The organism is Arthrobacter sp. YAF16, assembly GCF_052113385.1.
Lineage (GTDB): Bacteria > Actinomycetota > Actinomycetes > Actinomycetales > Micrococcaceae > Arthrobacter.
The window spans coordinates 658,322-684,556 of record NZ_JBFRDC010000001.1; the positions used below are offsets into that span (position 1 = coordinate 658,322).

Annotated in this window: 17 protein-coding genes; 14 read left to right on the plus strand and 3 right to left on the minus strand. The window is 67.7% G+C overall.

Features of this window, described 5'->3' with window-relative positions:
- Positions 1-14 precede the first annotated feature (14 nt).
- The gene (locus AB4Y91_RS03180; protein ID WP_441417089.1) at positions 15-1,244 is read right to left on the minus strand and encodes a THUMP-like domain-containing protein; all 1,230 of its coding nucleotides are present in this window, start codon (positions 1,242-1,244) and stop codon (positions 15-17) included.
- 56 nt (positions 1,245-1,300) lie between these two features.
- Between AB4Y91_RS03180 and AB4Y91_RS03185 the strand changes: the two genes are divergently transcribed.
- The 4 genes from AB4Y91_RS03185 to AB4Y91_RS03200 all read left to right on the plus strand — a co-directional run bounded on the left by AB4Y91_RS03185 (position 1,301) and on the right by AB4Y91_RS03200 (position 6,288).
- On the plus strand, positions 1,301-1,714 hold the full coding sequence (locus tag AB4Y91_RS03185; protein WP_441417090.1) for a hypothetical protein: 414 nt from the start codon (positions 1,301-1,303) through the stop codon (positions 1,712-1,714).
- A 334-nt stretch (positions 1,715-2,048) separates the two neighbouring features.
- Entirely contained in the window at positions 2,049-2,345 is a 297-nt protein-coding gene (groES, locus tag AB4Y91_RS03190; protein ID WP_028275747.1) for a co-chaperone GroES, read from the plus strand.
- Positions 2,346-2,424: 79 nt separating this feature from the next.
- A complete protein-coding gene (gene groL / locus AB4Y91_RS03195; RefSeq protein WP_175321229.1) occupies positions 2,425-4,035 on the plus strand; it encodes a chaperonin GroEL in 1,611 nt (536 codons plus the stop codon).
- 189 nt (positions 4,036-4,224) lie between these two features.
- Entirely contained in the window at positions 4,225-6,288 is a 2,064-nt protein-coding gene (locus AB4Y91_RS03200; protein ID WP_441417091.1) for an acyltransferase family protein, read from the plus strand.
- Between the two features lie 36 nt (positions 6,289-6,324).
- On the opposite strand, the gene AB4Y91_RS03205 is transcribed toward AB4Y91_RS03200, so the two are convergent.
- A complete protein-coding gene (locus tag AB4Y91_RS03205; protein WP_441417092.1) occupies positions 6,325-7,293 on the minus strand; it encodes a DUF389 domain-containing protein in 969 nt (322 codons plus the stop codon).
- A gap of 146 nt (positions 7,294-7,439) precedes the next feature.
- On the opposite strand from AB4Y91_RS03205, the gene AB4Y91_RS03210 reads away from it, so the two are divergent.
- The 3 genes from AB4Y91_RS03210 (at position 7,440) to AB4Y91_RS03220 (ending at position 13,188) form a co-directional block, all read left to right on the plus strand.
- On the plus strand, positions 7,440-9,536 hold the full coding sequence (locus tag AB4Y91_RS03210; RefSeq protein WP_441417093.1) for an acyltransferase family protein: 2,097 nt from the start codon (positions 7,440-7,442) through the stop codon (positions 9,534-9,536).
- 181 nt (positions 9,537-9,717) lie between these two features.
- The gene (gene guaB, locus AB4Y91_RS03215) at positions 9,718-11,229 is read left to right on the plus strand and encodes an IMP dehydrogenase (RefSeq protein WP_441417094.1); all 1,512 of its coding nucleotides are present in this window, start codon (positions 9,718-9,720) and stop codon (positions 11,227-11,229) included.
- 117 nt (positions 11,230-11,346) lie between these two features.
- A complete protein-coding gene (locus AB4Y91_RS03220) occupies positions 11,347-13,188 on the plus strand; it encodes an ABC transporter ATP-binding protein (protein WP_441417095.1) in 1,842 nt (613 codons plus the stop codon).
- A gap of 131 nt (positions 13,189-13,319) precedes the next feature.
- Here AB4Y91_RS03220 and AB4Y91_RS03225 read toward each other — a convergent pair whose 3' ends face one another.
- Positions 13,320-15,224 carry a S8 family serine peptidase gene (locus tag AB4Y91_RS03225; protein ID WP_441417096.1) on the minus strand — a complete coding sequence of 635 codons (1,905 nt, stop codon included), beginning with the start codon at positions 15,222-15,224 and terminating at the stop codon, positions 13,320-13,322.
- A 294-nt stretch (positions 15,225-15,518) separates the two neighbouring features.
- Here AB4Y91_RS03225 and AB4Y91_RS03230 point away from each other — a divergent pair, with 294 nt between their 5' ends.
- The 7 genes from AB4Y91_RS03230 (at position 15,519) to AB4Y91_RS03260 (ending at position 26,229) form a co-directional block, all read left to right on the plus strand.
- On the plus strand, positions 15,519-16,655 hold the full coding sequence (locus AB4Y91_RS03230) for a GuaB3 family IMP dehydrogenase-related protein (RefSeq protein ID WP_441417097.1): 1,137 nt from the start codon (positions 15,519-15,521) through the stop codon (positions 16,653-16,655).
- A 92-nt stretch (positions 16,656-16,747) separates the two neighbouring features.
- On the plus strand, positions 16,748-18,499 hold the full coding sequence (locus AB4Y91_RS03235) for a glycerol-3-phosphate dehydrogenase/oxidase (RefSeq protein WP_175321236.1): 1,752 nt from the start codon (positions 16,748-16,750) through the stop codon (positions 18,497-18,499).
- A 62-nt stretch (positions 18,500-18,561) separates the two neighbouring features.
- Entirely contained in the window at positions 18,562-19,050 is a 489-nt protein-coding gene (locus AB4Y91_RS03240) for a PTS sugar transporter subunit IIA (RefSeq protein ID WP_441417098.1), read from the plus strand.
- Between the two features lie 75 nt (positions 19,051-19,125).
- Positions 19,126-19,998: an SURF1 family protein gene (locus AB4Y91_RS03245; RefSeq protein WP_441417099.1), complete on the plus strand. Its 873-nt coding sequence runs from the start codon at positions 19,126-19,128 to the stop codon at positions 19,996-19,998.
- On the plus strand, positions 19,995-20,507 hold the full coding sequence (locus AB4Y91_RS03250) for a DUF3817 domain-containing protein (RefSeq protein ID WP_441417100.1): 513 nt from the start codon (positions 19,995-19,997) through the stop codon (positions 20,505-20,507). Before AB4Y91_RS03245 ends, AB4Y91_RS03250 begins: the two co-directional genes overlap by 4 nt.
- A gap of 95 nt (positions 20,508-20,602) precedes the next feature.
- A complete protein-coding gene (guaA, locus tag AB4Y91_RS03255) occupies positions 20,603-22,192 on the plus strand; it encodes a glutamine-hydrolyzing GMP synthase (RefSeq protein ID WP_441417101.1) in 1,590 nt (529 codons plus the stop codon).
- 221 nt (positions 22,193-22,413) lie between these two features.
- Positions 22,414-26,229 (plus strand): AAA family ATPase, encoded by a 3,816-nt coding sequence (locus tag AB4Y91_RS03260; protein ID WP_441417102.1) that lies wholly within the window; start codon positions 22,414-22,416, stop codon positions 26,227-26,229.
- The last annotated feature ends 6 nt before the right edge of the window (positions 26,230-26,235 follow it).

Genomic DNA, 26,235 nt, shown 5'->3' on the forward strand with positions numbered 1-26,235 from the left:
CCGCAAGGCCGGCCCTAGGCCGGTTCCACCGAGATGGCCACCCGCTCCTCCCCGATCCTGGTGAGGACCAGGGTGGCCGTCTTCTTGGCCGCATTCTTGGCGCTCCTGCCGCCGCCGGGGAGCAGTTGCTTGCGCAGTTCCTCCGGCGTGACCGAGGTGCCGCGCTTCTTGATGTCAAGGACGCCCACGCCGTTGTCCTTGACCCAGGACTTGAGCGCCTTGACGTTGAACGGCATCACCTCGAGGACCTTGTACGCGCGGGCATACGGGGTATCGTGCAGTTCCGGCGCGCAGATATAGGCGATGTGTTCGTCCAGCAGATGACCGCCCAGCTGGAGCGCGACGTCGGCGACCAGGCCGGCGCGGATCACGGCGCCGTCGGGCTCGTAGAGGTAGCCATCCACCGGGCCCAGCGGGGCCTCCGGCCCGGCGCCGAAGTCCTCCGAGCTGGTGAGCTCCGCGGCGCCTTGCGGGCCGAGTACCAGCGCGGCACGCCGGATTCCGGGCCGGCGGACCGCGTTGAACCACAGCGCAACTTCGGTGACGTCGCCACCCACCGAGACCCACTGCGCCTCGCAGTCCTCCGGGACGGAGGCATGCGGCATGCCCGGGCCCATCTTCACGCCGACGGCACGGCCGGACGAGGCCAGGGATTCCACGAAGGACAGCGGGGGGGAGAAGTCCTCCGGATCCCAGAGTCGCTTGGTCCCGGAACTTGAGGTGGTGCGGCGGGCCGGGTCCAGCCAGACGCCGTCAATCCCGTCGAGCGGGACGGCGGCGGCATCGGCATGGACGACGGTGGCGTTCCGGAACGGGATCAGGTTCATCGTGGCGCAGGCGGCGGTGGTTTCGTCCAGTTCCACGGCGGTCACCTTGATGTCCAGCGAGGCCAGGGCCATTGCGTCGGCTCCCAGTCCGCAGCCCAGATCCGCCACATGGGCAATCCCGGCCTCGGCGAAGCGCTGCGCGTGCCGCGCCGCTACGGTCAGCCGGGTGGCCTGTTCCAGGCCGGCCCGGGTGAAAATCATCTGCCGGGCGAATTCACCGAACTTCGCTTCCGCCTTTGTCCGCAGGCGGGACTGGGTGAGTGCCGCGGAGACCAGCTCGGGGGAATGGCCGGCCTTCCGGAGCGAGGCGTTGAGGCGGAAGGCCTCCTCCTCGCGGTACGGTCCCAGCGAGGCCAGCAGCTCCCAGCCCTCCGGATTGAGGAGCGGGGCGATCTGGTCCTGCGTAGTCTCAGCCATGCCATCAAGCGTAGTTCAGGCGGGGAACGCCCGGCGCGCCCGATAGGCTGGACGGCATGGATGGCAGGGACACAGACGACTTCGGCACGGCAGGCACCCGGGAGAACACCGTCGGGGAGGCCCGGGACAGCCGGGGACTGGCCCGCTTCGCCCGGCCGGCGCTGATCGCCGGCATCGTGATCGCCGTCGTATGCGTGGCGTTGCTCGTCATTATCTTCTTACTGGACTCCTTCAATGCGACCGTCTACTCGGTCGGCGGCAAGGACGTGAAGGATGCGACCGATGAGGCGCGCGCGATCCGTGACACCTATGCCGCAGCCCGGGTGGGCGGCATCATCGCCCTCGTCCTCGGCGTGGTCGCTGCCCTCGCCGGCGGCTTCGTGCTGTACCGCGAACGCAACGCCTCCGCCCGGATCGAGGAAGACGACGACGGCCAGGACTGGGACTATGAGGACCTGGCGGGGGAGTAGGCCGCCCCGGCCTGGGCGCGGACCGAGGGACATGCCCATCCTTCGGCACCAGCACCGGACATATTGCCGATATGTCCAGTGCCGGCCGGTTGCGATGGGCATGTCCGTCACTCCGGACGGTCCCGCCGGACGTTCACCAGTGACGAACTTCTGGCACTCACCTTGACCGAGTGCTAACTACTTACATAGAGTCGTCATTAGCACTCTCCCTAGGCGGGTGCTAACACGTGAAGCATGTTCCGCCGGGCTACTGCCGGCACCGCGACGACGGTTTGTACGCCACGGATCATCGCTTCATAGTCCACAAATTTGCTGACGAAAAGGAGAGGTCCGAGTGTCGGTCTCTATTAAGCCTCTTGAGGATCGTATTGTTGTCCGCCCGCTCGAAGCCGAGCAGACCACGGCTTCCGGCCTGGTTATCCCGGACTCCGCACAGGAGAAGCCGCAGGAAGGCGAAGTTGTTGCAGTAGGCCCCGGCCGCTTTGATGACAATGGCAACCGCGTTCCCGTTGACGTTGCCGTTGGCGACGTTGTCATCTACTCCAAGTACGGCGGAACCGAAGTTAAGACCGGCGGCACCGAGTACCTCGTGCTCTCCGCCCGCGACGTTCTGGCGATCGTCGTAAAGTAACTCTCTTGGACCCCCGCGCCGCCGATCCTTCGCTTTGAACGAACGGCTGCGCGGGGTTCTGTCTTGAAAGGACAAAACCATGGCAAAGCAGCTTGCGTTTAACGACGCTGCCCGCCGGTCGCTCGAAGCCGGCATCGATAAGCTCGCCAACACGGTCAAGGTGACGCTCGGCCCGCGCGGCCGCAACGTCGTGCTGGACAAGAAGTGGGGCGCCCCCACGATCACCAACGACGGTGTGACCATCGCCCGCGAAGTAGAGCTGGACGACCCCTATGAAAACCTTGGCGCACAGCTCGCCAAGGAGGTCGCCACCAAGACCAACGACGTCGCCGGCGACGGTACCACCACCGCCACCGTCCTCGCCCAGGCCCTGGTCAAGGAAGGCCTGCGCAACGTTGCCGCCGGCGCCGCCCCGGGCCAGATCAAGCGCGGCATCGAGGTCTCCGTCGAGGCCGTGGCCGCCCGCCTGCTCGAAAACGCCCGCCCGGTCGAGGGCACCCAGGTGGCCAACGTGGCCGCGATCTCCGCACAGAGCGACGAGGTCGGCGAGCTCCTGGCCGAGGCCTTCGGCAAAGTCGGCAAGGATGGTGTGATCACCATCGAGGAGTCCTCCACCACGCAGACCGAACTGGTCCTCACCGAGGGCATGCAGTTCGACAAGGGCTACCTGTCCCCCTACTTCGTCACCGACGCGGAACGCCAGGAAGCAGTCCTCGAAGACGCCCTTATCCTGATCAACCAGGGCAAGATCTCCTCGGTCCAGGAATTCCTGCCGCTGCTGGAAAAGGCGCTGCAGAGCTCCAAGCCGCTCTTCATCATCGCCGAAGACGTCGACGGCGAGGCACTCTCCACGCTGATCGTCAACCGTATCCGCGGCACCCTGAACGTCGTGGCCGTCAAGGCTCCCGGTTTCGGAGACCGCCGCAAGGCCATGCTGCAGGACATCGCGACCCTCACCGGCGCGCAGGTTGTCTCCCCGGAACTGGGCCTCAGCCTGGACACCGTGGGCCTTGAGGTCCTGGGTACCGCCCGCCGCATCACCGTCACGAAGGACAACACCACCATCGTTGACGGCGCCGGTTCGGCCGAGGACGTCGCGGCCCGGGTTGCCCAGCTGCGCGCCGAGCTGACCCGCACCGATTCGGACTGGGACAAGGAAAAGCTGCAGGAACGCCTGGCCAAGCTGGCCGGCGGCATCGGCGTGATCAAGGTTGGCGCTGCCACCGAGGTCGAGCTGAAGGAAAAGAAGCACCGCATCGAGGACGCCGTGTCCTCCACCCGCGCTGCCCTCGAAGAAGGCATCGTGGCCGGCGGCGGCTCCGCCCTCATCCACGCCCTCAAGGCGCTTGATGAGGATCCGGCTGTCCAGGCGCTCGACGGCGACGCGGCAGCTGCCGTGGGCATCGTCCGCCGGGCCTTGACCCAGCCGCTGCGCTGGATCGCCCAGAACGCCGGCTTTGACGGCTACGTCGTCGTCGCCAAGGTGGCCGAATCCGCTGTCAATCAGGGCTTCAACGCCAAGACCGGCGAATACGAGGACCTGATCGCGGCCGGTGTCATCGACCCCGTCAAGGTCACCCGCGCGGCCCTCCGCAACGCGGCCTCCATCGCGGCGCTGGTTCTCACCACCGAAACCCTCGTGGTGGAAAAGCCGGCCGACGAGGACGAGCACGCCGGACACCAGCACTAAGGTTCCCGCGCACTAGTTTCCGTGCAAAGAAGGGACCGGACCAGCGTCAGCTGGTCCGGTCCTTTTTGTTCCCCGGAGCCATGCCGTCGGGGTCCGGGCATCGTGGCCGGCGTCATCCGAAAGGGACCGACGCCGAACCGGGTTGTATAGTTGCTCTGGCTGTCTTGCGTTGTTTCTACGGGGGTTTGTATGTCTGGAGCGGTAACGCTCGTCTCGCCGCGCGAAACGAGCGCCGAGCCACGTCCTGCCCGGGGGACGAAATTCAGGCCGGAAATCCAAGGACTGCGTTCGCTCGCGGTGCTCATGGTGGTCACCTACCACATCTGGTTTGGCCGGGTGTCCGGCGGCGTCGACATCTTCCTGCTGATCTCGGCGTTCCTGATGACGCTGCAGTTCGTGGGCCGCTTCGAGCGGGGTTCGCAGATGGCGCTGATCAAGCATTGGCTGCACCTGTTCCGGCGGCTCCTGCCGGCGGCCGCCGTCGTCATTGTCGCCACGCTGGCGGCCAGCTACTTCCTTTTGCCCCGCACCCGCTTCCCGGATGTGGTCGCGCAGAGCTGGGCATCGCTGTTCTACGTGGAAAACCGCGTCCTGCAGGCCGAAGCCGTCGACTACTACGCGGGGGACCACGCGCTGGCCAGCCCGCTCCAGCACTTCTGGTCGCTGTCCATCCAGGGCCAGGTGTTTATCCTGTGGCCGCTAATCTTTGCCGGCGCAGCGTTCCTCGCACGACGGTACAACCTGCGCTACCGGGCGCTGCTCAGCTACATCTTCGCCGCGATCTTCCTGGCTTCGCTGACCTTCTCGATCTACTACACGGCCACCAACCAGTCCCAGGCCTACTTCGACACCGGCGCACGCCTCTGGGAGTTCGCCCTGGGCACGCTTCTGGCCTTGTTCCTGCCGGGCTTGTCGTTCCTTTCGCAGTCGGTGCGCGTGGTCCTCGGCTGGGTCGGTGTCTTGGCCATGGTCAGCTGCGGCTTCATCCTGGATGTGGAAGGGGCTTTCCCTGGGTTCGTGGCGCTGTGGCCCACCCTGGCCGCCAGCTGCGTCATCCTGGCCGGGCAGACCAACAGCCGCTGGGGAGTGGACCGCATCCTCAGCGCTGGCCCCCTCGTAAGGCTCGGAGATAATTCCTACGCCCTCTACCTCTGGCACTGGCCCGTCCTGGTGCTTGCCCTGGCTTGGAGCGGCAAGGAGCACGCGGGATGGCTTTCGGGCAGCCTCATCATCGCCGTCTCACTGGGGCTCGCCTTCCTGACCACCCGGTTCGTCGAGAAGCCGTGGCGGTCCTGGGCATGGCCGGAAGTCCGACGTCGGCGCGCTGCCCTCGCCGTGGCGCTCTGCCTCGCAGTGGTCGCGGTGCCGCTCACCGGGGTGCAGCTCCAGCAGCACTTCCAAGCGCAGGCTGTGATGGCAGAGTCACAGCGGAACAACCCCGGCGCCCTGGCCCTGGTGCCCGGTTTCGTCAGCGCGGCGGACAGCGACGCCCCGATCCTGCCCCTGCCCGAACAGCTCAAGAACGACTGGTCCAGCCTGGGCAACCGGTGCTCCGGCGACCTTGAACCCGAGGACCGTTCGCTGAGGAGCAGTTGCTCGCAGAACACGGCTCCGGACAAGCCCGCCAAGACCGTCCTCGTGCTGGGGGATTCCCACGCGCAGCAGTGGCTGGCCGCTATCGATGCCGTCGGCAAGAAGAACGGTTGGCGCGTCTATTCCATCCTCCGGGCCGGCTGCCGGTACACCATTGCCGCCCAGGGACGGTCCATTCCCTGTGACACCTTCAACGCTGCCGTCACGGAAGAGGTCACCGACAATCCGCCGGACGCCATCATCACCGTGGGCACCGTCGCCGCTGTGTCTTCCCCGGCGGAAAAGCTGTCACCCGGCCTTGAAGCGACCGCGAAATTCTGGACCGGGAAGCACGTCGAGATGGTCGCTATCCGCGATAACCCGCGCTTCAACTTCAACATTGCCGAATGCGTGGCGAACAAGGGAATTGAGAGCCCGGACTGCGAACGCGCCGAACGCGACGTGCTCGCCGCGAAGAGCCCTCTGGCTCCGTTGCATGGCCGGGTGCCAGGACTGTCGTTCGTTGACATGACCGACCTGATCTGCGACGGAAAAACCTGCCCGGGGGTGGTCGGGAACACGTTCGTCTACAAGGACAACAACCACCTGACCCGCACGTATGTGGCCTCGATGTCACCCGTGTTCGGCCAGCGGCTCGCTGAGTCGACCGGCTGGATGTAGCCCGCAGGGGACGCCCCGGGGCCGGCCCGGTGCAGCTCAGTGGTGCAGGCGCTGGGCGTTCCTCCGCAGCTTCCGCGCGGCGTCGCGCGGCAGCCGCTTCGTGACTAGCCGGTAGAACAGCAGCACCGCCACCGCCGAGACAATAATCCCGACCAAGTTCACAAGGAGCTGGAGGGCGGAACCTGCGGCCTTCTGGTACTCGCCCAGAACGAGGGAAACCGCTACGAAACCGGCGGCCGGGACGGTGGTCACGGAGATGAACACCCCGATGAGGGCCGCCGAGCGCCGGCTGATCACGGACAGCATGCCGGCGGTCCCTGCCAGCAGGGCGACAATCAGGGAATAGGGCCCCGGGTGATAGATGAACTCCACAGCCGAACCGCGGTCCAGGGCGTCAGCTGGAAAGAGCCCGAGTGGTACGGAGAGCCAGGCCGTGAAGGCCGCCGCCAGCATCGCGACCGGGAACCCGACGCCGAGTGCCAGTGCCGCGCTGCGCCCCAGCCGCCACTGGCGCCGCACCAGGGCCACGGCCAGGGCGGCGAGCGGGCCGAACTCGGGCCCCACCGCCATGGCACCGACGATCGCGATGGTCGAGTCGGTGACGATGCCGATCGCGGCCAGCTGCGTCGCGAGGACAAGGAACGCCAGGTAGCTCCACGTCAGCCGGGAATCCTCCCCGGTCTGCCGCGACACCTCATCCCAGATCATCGCGTCCGCGCCTTCGCCGGGCGCCTCAGCGACCGCCTGGTCCGCGCGATCGGACAGCACCAGCTCCGGCGTGGTGACCGAGATGGAGCCAACGTCCTGGACGTTCAGTGCGTGGAGTTTTTCGATCAGCGACTCGACGGACTCCCGTGCCATGAACACGAGGATGACGTTGCCCGGCGGCACCACCGAGGCGCCGGCGTGCAACGCAACCTCCGCGACGCCAAGCTCACCGGAGCAGCACTCCACCACGGCTCCGGAGAGCTCCTCCGGGACACATATCCGCACCTGCACGATCACTCGCGGCCTCCTTCGACTCGTAACAGCCTAGCCTCGCCGGTGCGCCCTGCCCCGGGAATCCCGGGCGGAAGGCGCCCCGGAAATTGGCAATGAAAATTACGGTTCGGTAACATTGATGTTTTGGAAGCCAGCCTGAGGGATCCCGCGTGACGAACGAGCGAACCATAGCCAGCCCGCAGCACGCGGCCGCGGGTTCTCCCGCGAGCCGAAAATCGGGGTACCGCCCGGAGGTGCAGGGCCTGCGTGCCCTCGCCGTTCTCATGGTGGTGACCTACCACGTGTGGCTTGGCCGGGTCTCCGGTGGCGTCGACATCTTCCTGCTCATCTCGGCCTTCCTGATGACCCTGAGCTTTGCCCGCAAGGTGGAAAGCGGTAAGCCGCTCCGCCTGGTGAGCCACTGGCTGCATCTGCTCAAGCGGCTGCTGCCCGCCGTCGTCGTGGTGGTCCTGGGCGTGCTGGCAGGCACCTGGGCCATCCTGCCGGCAAGCCGCTGGCCGGACATCCTCGACCAGGCCTGGGCGTCACTGTTGTACCGGCAGAACTGGCTGCTCGCGGACTCTGCCGTGGACTACTACGCCCAGGACCACTCGGGAGCCAGCCCGCTGCAGCACTTCTGGTCGCTGTCCATCCAGGGGCAGGTCTTCCTGCTGTGGCCGCTCGTGTTCGCGGGCGCCGCCCTGCTGCGCAAGGGACTGCGCTACGCGCTGCGCCGCTGGACCGGGGTGGACGAACGACTGCTGAATTACCGCCTGTTCCTGGCCCTCGCGTTCGGCGCCATCTTCGCCGCATCGCTGGTTTACTCGATCGAGCAGACCGCCAGCAATCAGGCCTACGCCTACTTCGACACCCGTGCGCGGCTCTGGGAATTCGCTTTGGGCTCGCTGCTGGCGCTGGCCCTGCCGTACCTGAAACCGGGAAGGATCCTGCGCCTGGTGCTGGGCTGGGCGGGACTGGCGGCGATGCTCTCCTGCGGGCTGCTGCTGACGGTCGACCGTTCCTTCCCCGGATTCATCGCGCTGTGGCCGACGCTGGCTGCCGCCGCCATCATTGTGGCGGGGCAGAGCGGCAGCCGGTTCGGCGTGGACCGTTTCCTGACCTGGCGGCCGCTCGTCGCCCTCGGCGACAACTCCTACGCCCTCTACCTTTGGCACTGGCCGTTGCTGGTGCTGGCCCTGGCCGGGATGGGAGTCAGCGCGCCGGACCTGTGGCAGGGGCTCGCGATAGTCGCCATCTCCGTGGTGCTGGCCGTGCTCACCACCCGCTTCGTGGAGAAGCCGCTGCGCGAGTGGCACTGGCCGCAGCGCCGCGCCTGGCGCACCGCCGTCGTCATCGCCGCCTGCGGGGCCCTGCTGGCCGGCCCGGTGACTTTGTGGCAGAGCCACATTGTGGCCGACGAAGCCGCGGCCGCGTCCCAGCCGAAGGAACTGACGCCCGGCGCCGCAGCCTTGGCCCCGGAGAACGCCGGGAAGCCGACGCCGGAGGCCAAGATCATCCCGGCACCGGCCGCCATGAAGAACGAATGGGCCGACATCGACGGGCTCTGCACCGACGGCAACGTGCCCAGCGACCCCCTCCTGCAGGGCTGCCTTCAGAACAGCCGGCCGGACAAGGTCACCAAGAAAATCGTGGTGCTCGGCGACTCGCATGCGCAGCAGTACATGGCCGCGCTGGGCCCCATCGCCAAGAGCCACGGCTGGGAGGTCGTCACCCTGCTCAAGGGAAACTGCCGCTTCGGGGGAGAGTCACCCGAGCGGGATGCCGACTGCAACGCCTTCAACAAAGCCAGTTCCGACTACGTCCTGTCGCACAAGCCCGACGCCGTCTTCACGGTCGCGTCGCTGACGCACAAGGAGGCGCCGTTCGAAACCGAGGTGCCGCAGTACCTGGAGGGGATCAAGCCCTTCACCGACGCCGGCATCGAGGTTGTCGGCATCCGCGACAACCCGCGGTTCACCACCAACATGCCCGAATGCGTCCAGAAAAAGGGCCCCGACGCCGCCGAGTGCAACGTCCCGCTGCAGGAATCCCTGGCGGCGTCCTCACCGCTGGACGACTACCGCGGCAAGGTTGCCCGCCTGCACCTGATGGACATGAGCGACTTCATCTGCGCCGACGGGACCTGCCCCGCCGTCGTCGGGAACGTGTACGTCTACAAGGACGACAACCACCTGACCAAGACCTACGTCCAAAGCATGATCCCAATGTTCGAAAAGCGACTGCTCGCCGCCACCGGCTGGAAGTGACGCCCCCGGCGCCGCCAGTCGGATGCCGTTGCTCACATTCGCGTCCCGGAATATGGGGATCGCCGCCAAGGTTCTAGTATTTACACAACACCTCTGCACAGGCCATGCCCGTAATGACGGGCTGGTCATCTGCTGCAACCCCTACCCGTGAACCCAGAAACCCAAGGTAAGAGGCGCACTCATGACCCAGCCCGAACACGACCCTTTCGGCTTTGTTGGCCTGACCTACGACGACGTCCTGCTCCTGCCGGGACACACCAACGTCATCCCCTCCGAAGCTGATACCTCCTCGCGGATCTCGAAGCGCATCACGGTGAACACGCCGCTGCTGTCCGCCGCGATGGACACCGTCACCGAGTCGCGGATGGCCATCGCCATGGCCCGCCAGGGCGGCCTTGGCGTCGTGCACCGGAACCTCTCGATCGCCGACCAGGCCGACCAGGTGGACCGGGTCAAGCGCAGCGAGTCCGGCATGATCACCAACCCCCTCACCATCGGCCCCGAGGCCACGCTGGCCGAGTTGGACGAGATCTGCTCGCACTACCGGGTCTCCGGCCTGCCGGTCGTGGACGAGGGCATGCGGCTGCTGGGCATTGTCACCAACCGCGACACCCGCTTCGTGCCGGAGACGGATTTCCCGATCCGGCTGGTCAGCGATGTCATGACCAAGATGCCGCTGGTCACCGGTCACGTCGGCATCAGCCGCGAGGAAGCCTCGCACAAGCTTGCCACCAACAAGATCGAGAAGCTCCCGCTCGTCGACGAGCAGGGCCGGCTCAAGGGCCTCATCACTACCAAGGACTTCACCAAGGCCGAGCAGTACCCGCTGGCCACCAAGGACGACGAGGGCCGGCTGCGCGTCGGTGCCGCCATCGGGTTCTTCGGTGACGGCTGGGAGCGGGCCATGGCCCTGATCGACGCCGGCGTGGACGCCCTCTTCGTGGACACCGCCAACGGCCACTCGCAGGGCGTGCTGGACATGATCCGCCGGCTGAAGTCCGACCCGGTGGCAGCGCACGTGGACATCATCGGCGGCCAGGCGGCCACCCGCGAAGGCGCCCAGGCCCTGATCGACGCCGGCGCCGACGGCATCAAGGTCGGCGTCGGCCCCGGATCCATCTGCACCACCCGCGTCGTCGCCGGCGTCGGCGTCCCGCAGATCACCGCCATCCACGAGTCCGCCAAGGCGGCCATCCCGGCCGGCGTGCCGCTGATCGCCGACGGCGGCCTGCAGTACTCCGGCGACATCGGCAAGGCCCTGGTCGCCGGTGCGGACACCGTCATGCTCGGTTCCCTGCTGGCCGGCTGCGACGAGTCCCCGGGCGACCTGATCTTCGTCAACGGCAAGCAGTTCAAGAGCTACCGGGGGATGGGTTCGCTGGGGGCCATGCAGACCCGCGGCAAGAACACCTCCTACTCCAAGGACCGCTACTTCCAGGCCGACGTTTCCGGTGACGACAAGCTCATCCCGGAGGGCATCGAAGGCCGAGTGGCGTACCGCGGCCCGCTCTCCTCCGTGGCCTACCAGCTGGTCGGCGGCCTCCGCCAGACCATGTTCTACACCGGAGCACCCACCGTCCCCGAGCTCAAGGCCCGTGGCAAGTTCGTCCGGATCACCCCGGCCGGGCTGAAGGAATCCCACCCGCATGACATCCAGATGACGGTGGAGGCGCCGAACTACGGTTCGCGCTAAGTCCCGGGCGCCGTGGGCCCATCCGGCTCCTGCCACCACGCCAACTTGAAGGGCCACGGGATTCGTCCCGTGGCCCTTTCGCGTTCCGCCGCCGCGGCCCGCAACTAGGCTGGAGGCATGTCCGAACTCCTGCCCGCACGCGAGCCGAAGCGGAAACTGGCGCTGCGGCCCTACGCCCGGGCCGTTGCGCAGGTTCTGCGGGTCAGCTTCCGCGCCTCACCCGCCGCCGTCGTCATGAAAGTCGTGGGCTCGCTGGTCTCGGCGCTGCTGCCCCTCGTCACCACCTACTACGCCGCGCTGACCACGACGGCGCTGGCAGCCGCCTATGCGGGAAACGCCGCCGCCGGGCAGCAGGCCATCGTCTACGTCATCATCACCGCGGCGCTTGGCCTGTTCTGGGGAGCCTTCAGCAGCGTGGACCGCTACATCCAGCAGCTGATGAGCTTCCGGGTCGGCGCGATCGTCGGGGACCTGATGTACGAGCGCTTCCTCGCCCTCGACTTCTGGCGCTACGACGACAAGGAAACGGTGGACCTGTACGACAGGGCGAAGCGCTTCTCCGACTCCTACGCCCGGGTCCTCGACCGGATCGCCGCCATCTTCACCCAACTGGTTTCGGTGGTCCTGGCGATCGGCGCGCTGCTGCTGGTCAGCTGGTGGATCGCGGTGATCGTTTTGGTCGCGATCGTGCCCAGCGTCTACCTGCAGTTCAAACTGTCCCGGGAACAGATCGCGCACTGGAACACGCAGGTCGATTCACGCCGGCAGCGCCGGATGATCGAAACCAACCTGCTGCGCCCGCAGCACATCGCCGAGATGCGGCTCTACGGGATCGTCGGCTACCTGATGGGGCTCCGTTCCCGGCTCCGGGACGCGGATGAGAAGCGCCGGCTCGACTTCCAGAAGCGCTACATCCCCAAACAGCTCGCCGCCGACGCCCTGCAATACGGCGCGGAGGTGGTCTCGCTGATCTGGGTGGTGGGCCAGATCATCGCCCGGGCCCAGCCGGTGGGGCAGTTCCTCTACGTCCAGCAGATCGTCAGCCGCGCCCTGTCCACCGCCAACAGCCTCGTCTCCTCGCTCAGTTCCATCGACGAGGACCTCGCCAACCTCAAGGACTACGAGCTGTTCATGGCGTTGCCGGTCCACTCCGACCATGCCCCGCCCCTGCTCCAGGCGCCCCGGACCGTGGAACTGCGGGATATCCGGTTCACCTACACCGGCAGCGAGCTGGAGGTCATCAAAGGGATCTCGCTGACCATCCGGCAGGGCCAGCACATCGCGGTAGTGGGCGAGAACGGCGCCGGCAAGTCCACCCTGATCCGGATCCTCGCCGGGCTCTACCGCCCGGATTCGGGCCAGGTGCTGCTCGACGGCGTGGACCTCGCCGCCGTCGACGTGAAGTCGTGGCACCGCCACCTCGCGGTGCTCAGCCAGGAGTTCCTGAAGTACGAGTTCGCCACCGCGGCGGAGAACATTTTCTTCGGCGACGTCGATGCGCCGCGCGACGACGACCGGATCCGCCGGGCCGCGTCGGACGCGGAGGCCCTCGAGTTCATCAACAAGCTGCCCAACGGGCTGGATAACCACGTCAGCAACTGGATGGAGGACCCGCGGGGCCGGAAGGGCAGCGGCCTGTCCGGCGGGCAGTGGCAGCGCCTGGCCATGGCCCGGAACTTCTACCGGGACGCGTCCTTCATGGTGATGGACGAACCGACGTCGGCAATCGACGCCCTGGCCGAGCACCGGATCTTCACCCGGCTCTTCGCCGACCGCAGCAGCACGATCATCGCCATCAGCCACCGGCTCGCCACGATCGAGAAGGCGGACATCGTCTACATGCTCGAGGACGGCCGGATCGTGGAGCAGGGCACGCACAAGGAACTCGTGGCACTGCGCGGCCGCTATTTCCGGATGTTCGAATCGCAGCTCGCCGTCGACGAGGCCGAGGGGGTCTGAGCCGCCGGACATGCCCTCTGCCGGCGACGTCCCGTGGACATAGCGGTGTTATGTCCACTCCGGGGCACAAAGAATGGGCATGTCCTCCCGGGGAGGGAGGGCATGCCCATTCTTAGCAGCGGCCGGTGGTGCTACGAGGTGGTCACCGAGGTGTCGTCAAGGTAGAAGTACGTTGCCAGGGAGGAATCCTCCACGCCGAGGAACCGCAGCGTGACGGTCTTGCCCTTGAACGAGGACAGGTCCAGCGTCTTCAGGACATAGCCGGTGGACTTGTTCAGGTTGGAGTAGGTGGCCAGCGTCGTGGTCACGCCGCCGCTGATGGCCTGGACCTTCAGGGTGTCGTACGCGGTGCTGGTGGTGGTCTCATCCGAGAGCGTCTTCAGGTAGAAGGACAGCGAGGAGCCGCTGACGGAGGACGGGATGGAAAAGGCCTGGTCCACCGTGTACGACGTCGACTTGCCCCAGCCGTTCAGCCCCGCGAAGCCGCTGCCGCTGCGGGCGGCCGTGCCGGTCTCGAAGGTGTCCGACTGGTTGGAGGTCCAGGACGCCGAGCCGCTTTCAAAGCCGGGGTTCAGGAGCAGGTTGCCCGACGGCGGCGGCGGGGTGCTTCCGCCGAGGAGCCCCATCGTAGCCGTGGCGTCAGAGAGGCCGGCGCCGCAGCCCTTGGTGCAACCGCCGGGCATGGCCCGGGTGCCCTGCCGGAGCGTGGACTCGACCTGGGCCGGGGTGAGGGCCGGTGACTTGGACTTCATCAGGGCGACGAGCCCGGCGACGTGCGGGGTCGCCATCGACGTGCCCTGGTAGCTGGCGTAGCCCGCCGCACCCGGCGTCGTGGTTCCGGTGTTGAGCGTGGAGAGGATGCCTCCGCCGCTGACGCTGGTGTCGCCGCCCGGAGCGGTGAGATCCACGGTGGCGCCGTAGTTGGAGTAATAGGAGAGGGCGCCGCTCGGGTTGCTGGCGGCGACGGTCACCACCGAGTTGCAGTTGGCCGGACGGAAGCCGGAGGCATCCTGGTTGCTGTTGCCGGCCGCCACCACCACGGTCGTGCCCCGCGACACGGCGGAGTCGATGGCGGCCTGGTAGGTGGTGCCGCAGGCGCCGGAGCCGCCCAGGCTCATGTTGATGACCCTGGCCGGATTGGCGTTGGCGGGGATCCCGGAGACAGTCCCGCCGGAGGCCCAGATGATGGCGTCCGCGATGTCGGAGAGGGAGCCGCCGCACTTGGCGAGGACCCGGACCGGCAGGACCTTGGCGTTGGGCGCGACACCGGCCACGCCGGTGGAGTTACCCGTCACCGCGGCGATGGTGCCGGAGACGTGCGTGCCGTGCCAGGAGGAGTTGCCGGCGGTGGTCTGCCCGCACTCGCCGGCGGCGTACCAGTCACCCTGGTCCTGGGCGTTGGAGTCGCGGCCGTTGCCGTCGCGCGCAGCGGTGGCATCGGAGACGAAGTCGTAGCCCGGCAGCACGTTGGCGTCCAGGTCCGGGTGTGCGGTGATGCCGGTGTCGATCACGGCAACGGTGGACCCCGACCCGGTGGAGACATCCCAGGCGCCGGGGATCCGCATGCCATTGGCGCCGGTGAAGTCCCACTGCTCCCCGTAGCGGGTGTCGTTCGGCGTCAGGACGGCCGTCATGCGGGCGTCGGGTTCGACGGCATTGACGGCGCCGGAAGCGACGATCGAGTCCATGAAGTCCGTGGCGGCCTGGTCGGACAGGGGTTTGTCGGAGGCGATCAGGGTCGCTCCGGTAGCCAGGGCGCGCAGCTCCCGTACGCTCACCCCCTGCTGTTTGGCGGCCTTGCCCCAGGCGTTCGCGCGGCCGTTGGGGGTGGCGTTGCCCGGGGTCTTCTTGAAACTGACGATGAACTGCGTGTACGCCTCGCCGGCGTTGACGTCCGGCGCGGGGACATTTTCGGTGGCGACCGGCCCGGTGCCGGGGGCGGCGAGCACCGGGGTGACGGCGAGGGTCATGGTTCCGACGACGGCGGCCAGCGACAGGGCCAGGACGCGGGACTTCCTGAGTGATGCACTTCCCATGGGTTCTGCTTTCTTTAACCGGGCATTGCGGAATGCCCGGAACTGGGTGTGGAGGCCCCCGGCGAAATCCCCGGCCGGCCGAAAGTAAACGTAAGGGCATTTTCAGGTTTTGTAAACTATTGACAGATCGTGTCAAGTAAGTGTGAGCTATCGATTAATTCGGGTGCATACTTCGCTATCGGCCGGCCCGGCAACGCCGCCGCCGCGGCCGCCGCCGTGCCCCCGCGGGCCGGCCCGCAGCCCGGCAGGCGCGGCCAATGCCGGGTCCCCGGCCCGGTCAAGTAAAGTGGGGACGTGACTTACGAGATTGAGATTGGCCGTGGCAAGCGTGGGCGTCGTGCCTACTCCCTGGACGACATTGCGATCGTCCCCAACCGACGTACCCGCGATCCCAAGGACGTCTCCGTCTCCTGGCAGATCGATGCCTACAAGTTCGACATGCCCGTCATTGCCGCGCCGATGGATTCCGCGATGTCCCCGGAAACCGTCATCGCACTGGGCCGCCTCGGCGGCCTCGGCGTCCTCGACCTGGAAGGCCTCTGGACCCGTTACGAGGACCCGCAGCCGGTCCTGGACCAGATTGCCGCCCTCGAAAACGAGACCAACAGCCCGGCCGTCACCCGCCGGATGCAGGAGCTCTACCAGGCCCCGATCCAGCCCGAACTGATCACCTCGCGGCTCGCCGAAATCCGCGCCGCAGGCGTGACCGTGGCCGGCTCCCTGACGCCGCAGCGCACCCAGGAGCACTACAAAACCGTCGTGGCCGCCGGCGTTGACATTTTCGTCATCCGTGGCACCACGGTCTCAGCCGAGCACGTCTCCAAGGACCACGAGCCGCTGAACCTCAAGCAGTTCATCTACGAACTCGACGTCCCGGTGATCGTCGGCGGGGCGGCCGGCTACACCCCGGCTCTGCACCTGATGCGCACCGGCGCCGCCGGCGTGCTGGTCGGCTTCGGCGGGGGAGCGACGAGCACCACCCGCCGCGCCCTGGGCATCCACTCGCCGATGGCCTCCGCCATCTCCGACGTCGCGGCCGCCCGCCGGGACTACATGGATGAATCCGGCGGCCGCTACGTGCATGTGATCGCCGACGGCGGCATGGGCACCTCGGGCGACATCGTCAAGGCCATCGCCATGGGAGCCGACGCGGTCATGCTCGGCAGCGCCCTGGCCCGCGCCGAAGAGGCTCCAGGCAAGGGCTGGCACTGGGGCCAGGAAGCCCACCACCTCGAACTGCCCCGCGGCGACCGGGCCAACGTCGGCACCGTCGGACCGCTCGAGGAGGTCCTGTTCGGCCCGGGCCACCACACCAACGGGACCTCGAACCTGATCGGCGCGCTGCGCCGATCCATGGCGACAACCGGCTACTCGGACCTGAAGGAATTCCAGCGCGTCGACGTCGTCGTCTCCCCGTACGCCGGAAACTGAGCCCGGCGCCGGCGGGGCCAAGACCCTGCCCATCCGAAGAACTTGGAAGTAGTGTGGTGCACTACGAGGTTTGATCCGGATGGAGGCGTGAGATGAACAGTTTTCCCGGTGGTGCTCCCTTGGCCGGTGGCGCGCTAGGGCCCGCGGAACGCGAAGCGTCCCTCGCGGTGCTCAAAGCCAGCACCCAGCCCGGCAAGGAACTCGACATCCTGATCGTCGGTGGCGGCATTGTCGGCGCCGGCGCCGCCCTCGATGCCGTGACCCGCGGCCTCAGCGTGGGCATCGTCGAGGCCAACGACTGGGCTGCGGGCACCTCGTCGCGGTCCTCGAAGCTCATCCACGGCGGCCTGCGGTACTTGGAGATGCTGGACTTCGCGCTGGTCAAGGAGGCCCTGCACGAGCGCGGGCTGATCCTCTCCGTGCTCGCCCCGCACCTTGCCCGGCCCGTCCCGTTCCTCTACCCGCTCACCAAGCGGTTCGTGGAGCGGCCCTATGTAGGCTCCGGCATCGCGCTCTACGACGCCATGTCCATCACCGGCGGCCACAGCCGCGGCGTCCCGTTCCACAAGCACCTGAGCAGGCGCGGCACCCTGCGGGCGGCGCCCAGCCTTAAAGACGACGCCTTCGTCGGGTCCATCCGCTACTACGACGGCCAGGTCGACGACGCGAAGTACGTCGCGAACCTCGTCCGCACCGCCGCCTACTACGGCGCGCACGCGGTGAACCAGATGGCCGTTGTCGACTTCCTCCGCGAGGGCGAACGGGTGGTCGGGGCCAAGGTCGTCAACCACGAGGACGGCTCCAGCTTCAACATCCGGGCCAAGCAGGTCATCAATGCCACCGGCGTCTGGACCGATGAAACCCAGGCCATGGTCACCGACCGCGGCCAGCTCAAGGTCCGCGCCTCCAAGGGCATCCACCTGGTGGTGCCGCGCGACCGCTTCCAGTCCACGGTGGGCCTGATCCTGCGGACCGAGAAGTCCGTGCTGTTCGTTATTCCCTGGGGCCGGCACTGGATCATCGGCACCACCGACACGGACTGGCACCTGGACAAGGCGCACCCGGCGGCGTCCAGCAAGGACATCGACTACATCCTCGAGCACGTCAACAAGGTCCTCAAGCGGCCGCTGACCCGCGAGGACGTCGAAGGCGTCTATGCGGGACTGCGCCCGCTGCTGGCCGGGGAGAACGACTCAACGGCCAAGCTCTCCCGCGAACACGTGGTGGCGCACCCGGTGCCCGGCCTCGTCGTCGTGGCCGGCGGCAAGTGGACCACCTACCGGGTCATGGCCAAGGACGCCGTCGACGAAGCCACCCGCAGCATGGACGAACGCGTCCCGCCGTCCTGCACCGAGTCCATCCCGCTGCTCGGTGCGAGCGGCTTCAAGGCTGCCTGGAACAAGCGCAACCGGATGGCGGAAGAAACCGGAGTGCACGTCGCGCGGATCGAACACCTGCTCAACCGCTACGGTTCGATGGCCCCGGAAGTGCTGGCGCTGATCGGGGAGAACCCCGAGCTGGCCGAGCCGCTGCCGGGCGCGGACGACTACCTCGCAGCCGAGGCCGTCTACGCGGCCAGGTACGAGGGGGCCCGCCACGTCCAGGATGTGCTGACCCGCCGGACCCGCATTTCCATCGAGGCGTGGGACCGCGGTGTGTCCGCGGCGCCGGTAGTCGCTAAACTGATCGGTGAGGTTCTCGGCTGGAGCGACGCGCAGCGCGAGAGCGAGATCAAGCACTACCTGGCCCGGGTCGACGCGGAACGGCTGAGCCAGGAGCAGCCGGACGACGAATCCGCCGACGCAGCACGCCTGGGCGTCGAGGACATCGTTCCGCTGCGCTGACCGGGGACGCCGTACGGCGCCGCCAGCCGGCGTGCACCGACGCCACTTCGAAGGGACACCTCTTGGCGGAACCACTGGACCGGTACGATGCCGACCTCACCACGCCGCAGATGGTGATCCTGGAGCTGGACGCGGAGGACAAGTTCGACGCCGCCGCCCAGCTCGCGCAGCGGATGTACGACGCCGGCCGGATCTCCGATCTGGAGGGGTTCCTCAGCCACGTCAACGCCCGCGAACACCAGCTGGCCACCGGGCTTCCCGGCGGCGTCGGCCTGCCGCACGCCCGCAGCGAATTTGTTTCCCGCACCTCGATCGCGGTCGGCATCACCAAGTACGGCAAGGCGCTGGACTTTGGGGCGGCCGACGGACCGGCCACCGTTATCCTGCTGATCGCGACGCCCGCGAGTTCCTTCTCGGACCACCTGGAGGTGCTGGCCACCCTGGCGCGTTCGCTGTCCAAGGAGTCCTTCCGGGAGTCGCTCCGCCGAGCCTATGATCCCGAAGTGATCTCCGAACTGATCAATTCCAGCCTGGTGTTCTTCGACCACTAGCACCTGCTGCCGACGCTATGGCTGGTCTCCAGAGCCGTTTCGTTGTTCTACACGCCGACGAAGTACGGTTAAGGGGTGCTGAAAACCGCCCTCAAACCCCGCTGGATCGCAGGCCTGGTGCTGGCGATCGTGATTTCGGGAGTCTTTGTGCTGTTGAGCCAGTGGCAGTTCGGCCGCTCCACACGGTCCGAGGCGCCGGTTTCCACAGGAACCGAGGACGCCCGCCCGCTGACCACGGTCCTGAAGCCGGGACAGTTCTTCCCGGGCTCGGTGGCCGACCAGGTCGTCACCGCCACCGGCAGCTACGACCCGCGGAAGCAGGTCCTGGTGCCGGGCCGGATTCACGAGGGCGCCAAGGGATTCTGGATCGTCTCCGCCTTCGCCGTGCAGGGCGCTCCCGCCTTGACCGGCGCCGGCGCATCGCCGCAGACCTGGATCCCGGTGGCCCGGGGCTGGGTGGCCGATGCGGCTGACGCCGCGGCGCCGCCGTCGGGCACTATTGAACTCACCGGTCGGCTGATCCCCTCCGAAGCGCCGCTGCCCAACACCGACGCCGGCGCCGGGCGGGCAAGCGCCGTCTCCGTCGCGGAACTCATTAATCTCTGGGACGTCAGCAGCTATCCCGGGTTCGTGGCCGCCAGCGCCGAGCGCTCCGGCGGTGCGGACGTTGCCGCCGCCGGCTCCGTCAAACCGCTCAATATCGGCCCGCAGCCGCCCGCCCAGACCGTGAACTGGCTCAACCTCTTCTACGCCGCGGAGTGGGTGGTCTTTGCCGGCTTCGCACTGTTTATTTGGTGGCGCCTGGTCAAGGACGACTACCGCCGCGGCCTCGAAGACGCCCAGGACGAGGCGGCCGCCCGGCTGGCCGCCGCCGGCGGACCCCACGACACCGATCCGCCCACTGATTCCCCCGCAACCGAACCAACCAATCCGAGAGTGCAATCATGATCGAGCCCCAGCCGGCCATCCAGCCGCAGCAGTCCAACGGAACGGGAAGCGCCAACGGCAAGAAGCGCCGCTTCGGCGGGACCGAGGCGCAGATCCGCTCCGCCCTGAAGTTCTACAAGGTCCTCGCCTACCTGACGGGCTCCATGCTGCTCCTGCTCTGCGCGGAGCTGATCGCCCGCTACGTCTTCGGCCACTACCTTTTCGCCGGCGGCACCAACGCCGTGACCGGGCAGCCGTTCGGCTTCGGGTTCGCCGACGCCGAGCCGCCGGGAGTGATCGGGGGAGTGAACCTCTCCGTGGCGGTGCTGATCGTGCACGGCTGGATGTACGTCGTCTACCTGATGTCCAACTTCCGACTCTGGTCGCTGATGCGCTGGCCTTTTGCCAAGCTCGTCATCCTGGCGCTGGGCGGCGTCGTGCCGTTCCTGTCCTTCTTTGTGGAAAAGAGGTTCCACGCAGAGGTGGAGGCGGAACTGGCGGCCAACCCGCAGGCGCCGCAGCGCTACTGACCTGCTCTCCTCCGGACGCTCCGGCGGCCTGTGAGTTCGCTTACCCGGGGCTTCTCAATGTGCGGGGGACCGGCGGTGCAAAGTAGGCTAGTGGGGTGACCACTCCCACTGCATCCCAGACGTCCCAAAGGCCTGTGCTGGTTGTTGACTACGGTGCCCAGTACGCGCAGCTGATTGCCCGCCGCGTCCGGGAAGCGAATGTGTATTCGGAAGTCGTTCCGCATACCTACAGCACCGAGCAGCTGCTGGCCAAGAACCCGGCCGCCATCATCCTCTCCGGCGGCCCCGCGAGCGTCTACGCCGAAGGTGCCCCGAGCGTCGGCGCAGACCTGTTCGAGGCCGGCGTCCCGGTGTTCGGCATTTGCTACGGCTTCCAGGCCATGGCCAACGCCCTGGGCGGCAAGGTCGCCCAGACCGGACTGCGCGAATACGGCGCCACCGAGACCACCACCATCGGCGAAGGCCGCTCCATCCTTGAGGGCATGCCGCAGCACCAGAGCACCTGGATGAGCCACGGCGACTCCGTCCACGAGGCCCCGGAGGGCTTTGAGGTCCTCGCGACGACGGCGGGCGCCGACGTCGCCGCCTTCGCCAACGAGGAGAAGTGCCTCTACGGCGTGCAGTGGCACCCCGAAGTGAAGCACTCCGCCTACGGCCAGCAGGTCCTGGAGAACTTCCTCTTCAAGGGCGCCAAGCTGGAACCGAACTGGACCACCGGCAACATCCTCGAAGAGCAGGTGGCGCGGATCCGCGAACAGATCGGCGACTCCCGCGTGATCTGCGGGCTCTCCGGCGGCGTGGACTCCGCCGTGGCCGCAGCCCTCGTCCAGCGCGCCGTCGGGGACCAGCTCACCTGTGTCTTCGTCGACCACGGCCTGCTGCGCGAAGGCGAAGCGGAGCAGGTGGAACGCGATTTTGTGGCCGCCACGGGCGTCAAGCTCTACGTCGCCAACGAGCAGGAGCGTTTCCAGGCCGCACTGGCCGGCGTCAGCGACCCGGAAACCAAGCGCAAGATCATCGGCCGCGAATTCATCCGCGCGTTCGAAGAGGCCGAACTGGCCATCATCGCCGAGGCTGCGGCGCACGGCGAAAAGATCAAGTTCCTGGTCCAGGGCACCCTGTACCCCGACGTCGTCGAATCCGGCGGCGGCGAGGGCGCGGCAAACATCAAGAGCCACCACAACGTGGGCGGCCTGCCGGAAGACCTGCAGTTCGAGCTCGTGGAACCGCTGCGTGCACTGTTCAAGGACGAGGTCCGCGCCGTCGGCGCCCAGCTCGGCCTGCCGCAGGAAATCGTGGGCCGTCAGCCCTTCCCGGGCCCCGGGCTCGGCATCCGGATCGTCGGCGAAGTGACCAAAGAGCGGCTGGACCTGCTGCGCAAGGCCGACGCCATCGCGCGCGCCGAGCTGACCGCGGCCGGCCTCGACAACGAGGTCTGGCAGATGCCGGTCGTGCTGCTGGCGGACGTCCGCAGCGTCGGGGTGCAGGGCGACGGCCGCACCTACGGCCACCCGATCGTGCTGCGTCCGGTGTCCTCCGAGGACGCCATGACAGCGGACTGGTCGCGGCTGCCCTACGAGCTGCTCGCCCGGATCTCCAACCGGATCACCAACGAGGTGGACGGCGTGAACCGCGTGGTACTGGATGTCACCAGCAAGCCGCCGGGAACCATCGAGTGGGAATAGCGTTGTGAATGGCCGGCCTCTTCGGAGGCCGGCCATTTTCTTTTGGCCAGCCCTTTCGCCGAAGCAATTTGCCCACGAATTTGGTGTACGCCAGTGTTGCGGCCCCGCACTGACGCCCGATTCGGGCTAACCTCGAAGGCATGCCGGTATGGTCCAGGGCGTCCCGCGCGAACTCAGAAACCGCGAGCACAGAAACCGTGAGCACAGAAAAGAAGGCAGCAGTGTCAGTTGGTCAAGGCCACCCCGAGGGCTCCGAGGAGTTCAGGAAATGGCTGTCGGGTCTCAAACCCGTCACCGGAGCAGACACCATGCTGCGCTTTACGAAAACGCCCGAGGGCTCCATTGACCTGACTCACGCGCATCCCTCGGGCCTGGCGCAGCTGATGGCCGGCCGCAGGACCCGCCTGTCGACCCTGATCCGTGACCGTCAGCAGTACGTCGTCGCCGCGCGGGCCTCGCGCAACCTTCGCTCCAAGATCTTCGAGCTCGCCAACGACCGCGGCATCGACGCCGGCTACTTATCGGCCGGCACCGTTGTCTGGACCTCCGCCGTCGGGGGCAAGCCGCAGCGCGTGTCCGCGCCGGTCATGCTCACCGCCATTTCCCTCACCGTGCGCCCCGGCGAGGACGATTACGAACTGCAGCTCACGGAACAGGCCCGGATCAACCCCGCCCTGGTCCGGCACTTGAAGACCATCCACGGGATTGTCTTCGACGTCAACGCCGTGACCCGGATGGCCTACAGCACGGCCCGGTACGATCCGCAGCCGGTGCTGGACCGCCTCGGCACCCTGATCCAGCCGATCCACGGCGCCGAAATCGAGCACAACCTGCTCGTCTCGACGTTCGCCGACCTCTCCGGCAACCTGGATGACCCCTGGATCAACCCGAACAACGCGCTCGTGGCGGCGCTGGGCCGTGCCGCGGCCGGCGACCCGGTGGATGTTCCCCACCTCGAAGAGGGGCGCTTTCCCAGCACGGACCAGCGCAGCCCCGCCGACGAACTCCTGCTGCTTGACGCCGATACGGACCAGCAGTACGTCGTGGACGCCGTCCGCGCCGGCGACTCACTGGTGGTCAGCAGCCCGCCGGGCACCGGACAGACCCAGACCGCGATCAACACCATCGGCGCCTTGGTCGATGAAGGCAAAAGCGTCCTGGTCGTGGGCGACCGCCGGGCCAGCCTGGGCGAAGTTTCCGCACAGCTGGAGACGTTGGGGCTCGAATCGCTGCTCGTGCAGCTCGCCGGCAACTCCACGCCCCTGATGCTCAAGGGGCAGCTGGTCCGCGCGATTGTCCGCAACGAAAAGTCGCTCGAACCGCAGCTGAAGAACCTGCACTCCACCCTGACCGAGCACCGGCACGCCCTGATGGACCATGTCGCATCCCTGCACAACGTTCGCCAGCGCTGGGGCTGCTCGCCGTACGAGGCCATGCAGTCGCTCGCGGCCCTGACCGCCATCCACCCGGCACCGGCCACCACCGTCCGGCTCAAGCGCAGCGTGCTGGACAGCATCCGGGACCGTGAGGAACTGGCCGGACGGCTCAAACGGGCGGCCGAGCTGGGCAGCTTCAGCCGCGCCTCGACCATGAGCCCCTGGCATGGCGCCCGGCTGCTGACGCGCAAGGAGACCCAGGAGGCGCAGCAGGTGGCCCGCTCTGTCGCGGACAAGCTCCCGCAGCTGCGCGAACGAATGAACGGCGTCGCCGAACACGCAGAGATCCGCCTCGGCGAGACATTCGCCGAATGGGGGGACCAGATCGACCTGCTGGTCGCGGTCCGGGAAAGCCTGGACAAGTTCACCCCCGACATCTTCGACCGGCCCGTCCATGATTTGATTTCGGCCACCGCCCCGTCCTCGTGGCGCCGCGAGCGGAACATCGAAATGGCGTCGATGCAACGCTCACGCCTGCGCCGCGTTGCCAAGGAGTACGTCCGTCCGGGCGTGCACATCGCGGACCTTCACAGTTCGCTGGTGCTGGTCCAGGAGCAGCGGGCCACCTGGTCGGGGTACGCCACCACTCAGCGCCACCCTGCCGTTCCCTCCGGGCTGGCCGAGATCACCGCCCTGTACCGGGAGCTGGATTCCGAGCTGGCCGAGCTGAGTGAGGCCGTGCGGCATACGGCTGCCGGCGGAGCGGTCCGGGACACCCCGTACGAGGAACTGGTGGAGCGCCTGGAACGCCTCGTCGCGGACACCGGCACGCTGGAGACCCTGCCCGAGCGCACCTTGCTGGTGGAGAACATGCGCGAGCACGGCCTGGGCGAGCTGCTCGCGGACCTCGCCGAGCGCGAGGTGCCGGCCGAGTCGGTGGCCGCGGAGCTTGAGCTGGCCTGGTGGCAGTCGGCCCTCGAAGCCATGATCAGCGGTGACGACTATCTCGCCATGTCCGACGGCGACGCACTCCGCCAGCTCGAGGCGGAGTACCGCCTCGCGGACAACGCGCACATCGCCAGCGGCGCCGCCCGGTTGCGCTGGAAACTGGCCGAGCGGTGGCGCGCCGCCCTCAGCGAGCACCCCCGCCAGGCCGACCTGCTGCGCAGCCTGCTCAAGGACGGGCGGGTCACTCCGGCGGCACTGACCGCGCAGTCACCGGAGCTCGTGCCCATGCTCGTGCCGGTCTGGTCTGTCAGCCCCTACCTTATGACCAGCCTGCTGCCGGCCGAACAGCGCTTCGACGCGGTCGTGATCCTCGACGCCGAGGCGACGTCCCTGCAGGCCGTGCTGCCCGCCGTGGCGCGCTCCCGGCAGGTCATTGCTTTTGGCGACGACAAAATCGCCAGCCCGCGCGGCTTCACCGTGGGGGTCGAGCGGCTCGCCGCGGGTGAGAACTCGCACCAGCCGGTGGACAGCGCTTACCAGGCCCTGGCCGCCGTGCTGCCGGTCTGGAAACTGCGGACCGTCTACCGCGCCGTCGACGAGGACCTGGTCCGGCAGTTGAGCAAGGGATTCTACGAGGGCGGACTCCGCCGGCTCCCGGAGGGGCAGTCGGCCACGGGCCTGGACCGGGCCCTGACAGTGGAATACCTGCCGGACGGGACCGGCCTGCCGAGCGCCGACCACGACGGCGTCGAATCCGTCGTGGCCGAAGTGAACCGTGTGGTGGAGCTGGTCTTCGAACACGCACGGCTGCGCCCCCGCACCTCCCTGGCGGTTGTCACGGGCAGCCTGCGTCACGCCGCCCGGATCGGCGAGGCCATCCGGCGGCAGCTGCCCAACTACCCGGTGCTGGGCAGTTTCTTCACCGCCGGCGACGAATCTTTCCGGGTCGTGGACCTCGAACGGGCCCAGGGGCTGGTCCGCGACCATGTGATCTTCTCGCCCGGTTACGGCCGCACCCCGCACGGGCGTGCGCTGCACAGCCTCGGGCCGCTTTCAGCCGAGGGCGGCCGTGCTAAATTCGCCCTGGCGATGACCCGGGCGCGGCGTTCACTGCACGTGCTGAGCTGCTTCCGGCCCGAGGACCTGGACGTCACCCGCCTGAGCCACGGCGCGGTGGACTTCTACGAGCTCCTGGACCGCGAGATCGCCGGCAACTCCGACCTGGGGAGCCCGGCATCCCGTGCCGCGGCCAGCGAGCAGGCCCTTGGCGCCGACCCGCTTGTGGCCGATCTCGGGGACCGGCTCCGTGCCCGCGGCGCCCGCGTCTGGCACCAGTACGACGGCGTCCTGGACATGGTTGCCGCGGCCGACCCGATGCACACTATCGGCCAGGACGACGCCGAGATTCCCCGCCCGGTTGCCATCGAGTCTGACGGCACCGAACGGTACCGGCGGATGACAGTGCGTGAGCGCAGCCGGCTCCGCCCGCAGTTGCTGGAGCGCATGGGCTGGCGGTACATGCCACTATGGACAATAGAAGTCTTCACCGATCCGTCCGCCTGCGCGGACCGGATCGGCGGCTACCTCGGACTGGAGAAGCCTGCGGCGCCGAGCCGGGTGCGCCCCTCGCCCGGTTTCTCCGACGACATCGAAAACCTGAGCGTCGAAGACGGGCAAGATGCCTACGCTCCGGCCGCAGCTGACCGGGGCTGACCGGCA

Excerpts from the sequence above, each read along its gene's own strand:
- AB4Y91_RS03180 (WP_441417089.1), bottom strand. The coding sequence starts at position 1,244 with ATGGCTGAGACTACGCAGGACCAGATCGCCCCGCTCCTCAATCCGGAG.
- AB4Y91_RS03185 (WP_441417090.1), top strand. The coding sequence starts at position 1,301 with ATGGATGGCAGGGACACAGACGACTTCGGCACGGCAGGCACCCGGGAG.
- groL (WP_175321229.1), top strand. The coding sequence starts at position 2,425 with ATGGCAAAGCAGCTTGCGTTTAACGACGCTGCCCGCCGGTCGCTCGAA.
- AB4Y91_RS03200 (WP_441417091.1), top strand. The coding sequence starts at position 4,225 with ATGTCTGGAGCGGTAACGCTCGTCTCGCCGCGCGAAACGAGCGCCGAG.
- guaB (WP_441417094.1), top strand. The coding sequence starts at position 9,718 with ATGACCCAGCCCGAACACGACCCTTTCGGCTTTGTTGGCCTGACCTAC.
- AB4Y91_RS03220 (WP_441417095.1), top strand. The coding sequence starts at position 11,347 with ATGTCCGAACTCCTGCCCGCACGCGAGCCGAAGCGGAAACTGGCGCTG.
- AB4Y91_RS03225 (WP_441417096.1), bottom strand. The coding sequence starts at position 15,224 with ATGGGAAGTGCATCACTCAGGAAGTCCCGCGTCCTGGCCCTGTCGCTG.
- AB4Y91_RS03235 (WP_175321236.1), top strand. The coding sequence starts at position 16,748 with ATGAACAGTTTTCCCGGTGGTGCTCCCTTGGCCGGTGGCGCGCTAGGG.
- AB4Y91_RS03250 (WP_441417100.1), top strand. The coding sequence starts at position 19,995 with ATGATCGAGCCCCAGCCGGCCATCCAGCCGCAGCAGTCCAACGGAACG.